This is a genomic window from Candidatus Desulfolinea nitratireducens (assembly GCF_982879505.1).
In genome coordinates this window covers 1290-2863 of record NZ_CEYOSI010000318.1, presented here as the reverse complement: position 1 = coordinate 2863, position 1574 = coordinate 1290, and the positions used below count along the sequence as shown (strand labels likewise).

2 protein-coding genes and 1 riboswitch are annotated in these 1574 nt (G+C 45.9%); of the genes, one reads left to right on the top strand and one right to left on the bottom strand.

All coding sequences use genetic code 11. From position 1 onward, the window contains the following. The coding region (locus AC3DOM_RS17190; RefSeq protein WP_487920263.1) for an ISNCY family transposase at positions 1-960 on the bottom strand (960 nt) is incomplete at its 3' end. Positions 961-1108: 148 nt separating this feature from the next. Further along, positions 1109-1199: riboswitch (cyclic di-GMP riboswitch) on the top strand. Positions 1200-1346: 147 nt separating this feature from the next. Here AC3DOM_RS17190 and AC3DOM_RS17185 point away from each other — a divergent pair. Next, positions 1347-1574: hypothetical protein (locus AC3DOM_RS17185; RefSeq protein ID WP_487920262.1), on the top strand; the 228-nt coding region annotated here is incomplete at its 3' end.

Here is a 1574-nt window from a genome sequence, read left to right as displayed (position 1 = left end):
GAGAGTACGAGTTTCTTGCCAGGAAAAAATATGGTTGAGATTTTCACTCTTGGACACAGAGCGGTGAGCATTGTGTGAACTTCTAGGAACAACGGCAAAGCGCTGATTGAAGTCCTGGATAAAATCAGGCATAAAACAATTGGCATCCTCGATGCTGGAGATATCTCGCAAGCGCAGTTCTTTGACTAAACGGTCCTGCAGGGTCAGGTTGGCACGTTCAACCCTGCCCTTGGCCTGGGGTGTATTGGCACAAATAATCTCAATATCCAATTCCTTCATCGCTCGTCCAAATTGGGTCATGCCGCTACCAGAGACTGCATGCTTGATATTGACCCGAAAAATGCCGTGTTTATCGCTGTAGAAGGCAGCTGGCTTGCCATGGCGGGCAAAATAGCGCCTGGCGGCCTCCCCATAGCTAAAAAAGCTTTCCTGAGGTGTGAAATACAATTCTCCCAGGCGTCCGGTAGCGTCATCTATGAACACCAGCAGATTGCATGCGGGTCCACGATCTTCAAACCAGCGGTGTGGGGAACCATCAATCTGCACCAGCTCTCCAAAACAGGCTCGGCGTTCTCGCATTTGGTGGATTTCTGGCCGTTTCAGCCGCTTCGGTTTCCAGAGGCCTTCGCTGATCATTAGCTGCCGCACACTTTCCCGAGAGATGTTCAATTCGTGTAATTCACGCAGCTTCTCACAGGCCAGTGTGGGACCAAAATCATGGTAGCGGCCGTGTAGCAAATCCACTACCTTTTTCTTCTTTTCAGAGGAGATTTTGTGATTGCTTGATCTGCCTCGTTTCTTGGAGATCAATCCTTCCACGCCTTTTTCACGATAGGCCCGATATAGGCGTTTTACCTGCCTGACACCTATCCCCAGAATTTGAGCAGCTTCTTTTTGTTTCAGTGTTTTTTGCTCTAATCGCTGCATAATTTCTGCTCGACTCATTTCTTTTTTGCTCATAATGATCAATTTGTCCATTTCTGTTTGTCCCTTCAATAAGGGGACATTTTAACTTTGCAGAAAGGGGACATTTGAACTTTGCGCTAACATTTATACAACGAATACTTGACAATTTGTTGAAATGTGGATAATATTTATACATATTAAGACTCGATAAAGGCAAACCCCCCGAAAGGTTGGGGCGCAATGCTGTGGGTCTAAAGCTGACAAGAATCAGCTAAGATTGCCAGGCCGCCGAAAGTCTGATTGTTTAATTAAGACAAGCAGACAACCGAAAACAACTAAGCATCATCGCAGAAGAATACGGAAGCAGGAAGCGGATATGGCATGAGCCTATAACCGCTTTTTTTATCGGGAAAGTGGAAAGATGAAAAAGGAGAATAATAATGAATTCAAAAAATCGCAGTAAAAATCACTTAACCCTCCTGATCAAGTATGTAATCCTGCTATGCATATTTGCATTGCTGGGCAGCACGGCGGCATGTAGTTTGCCATTCAAAATCGTCCCGAATACTCAAGAGGAAGGACCCCCACCGGAAGAACACTTTGAAGAAGGTCAACCCCCACCGGAAGAACACTTTGAAGAAGGTCAACCCCCACCGGAAGAACACTTT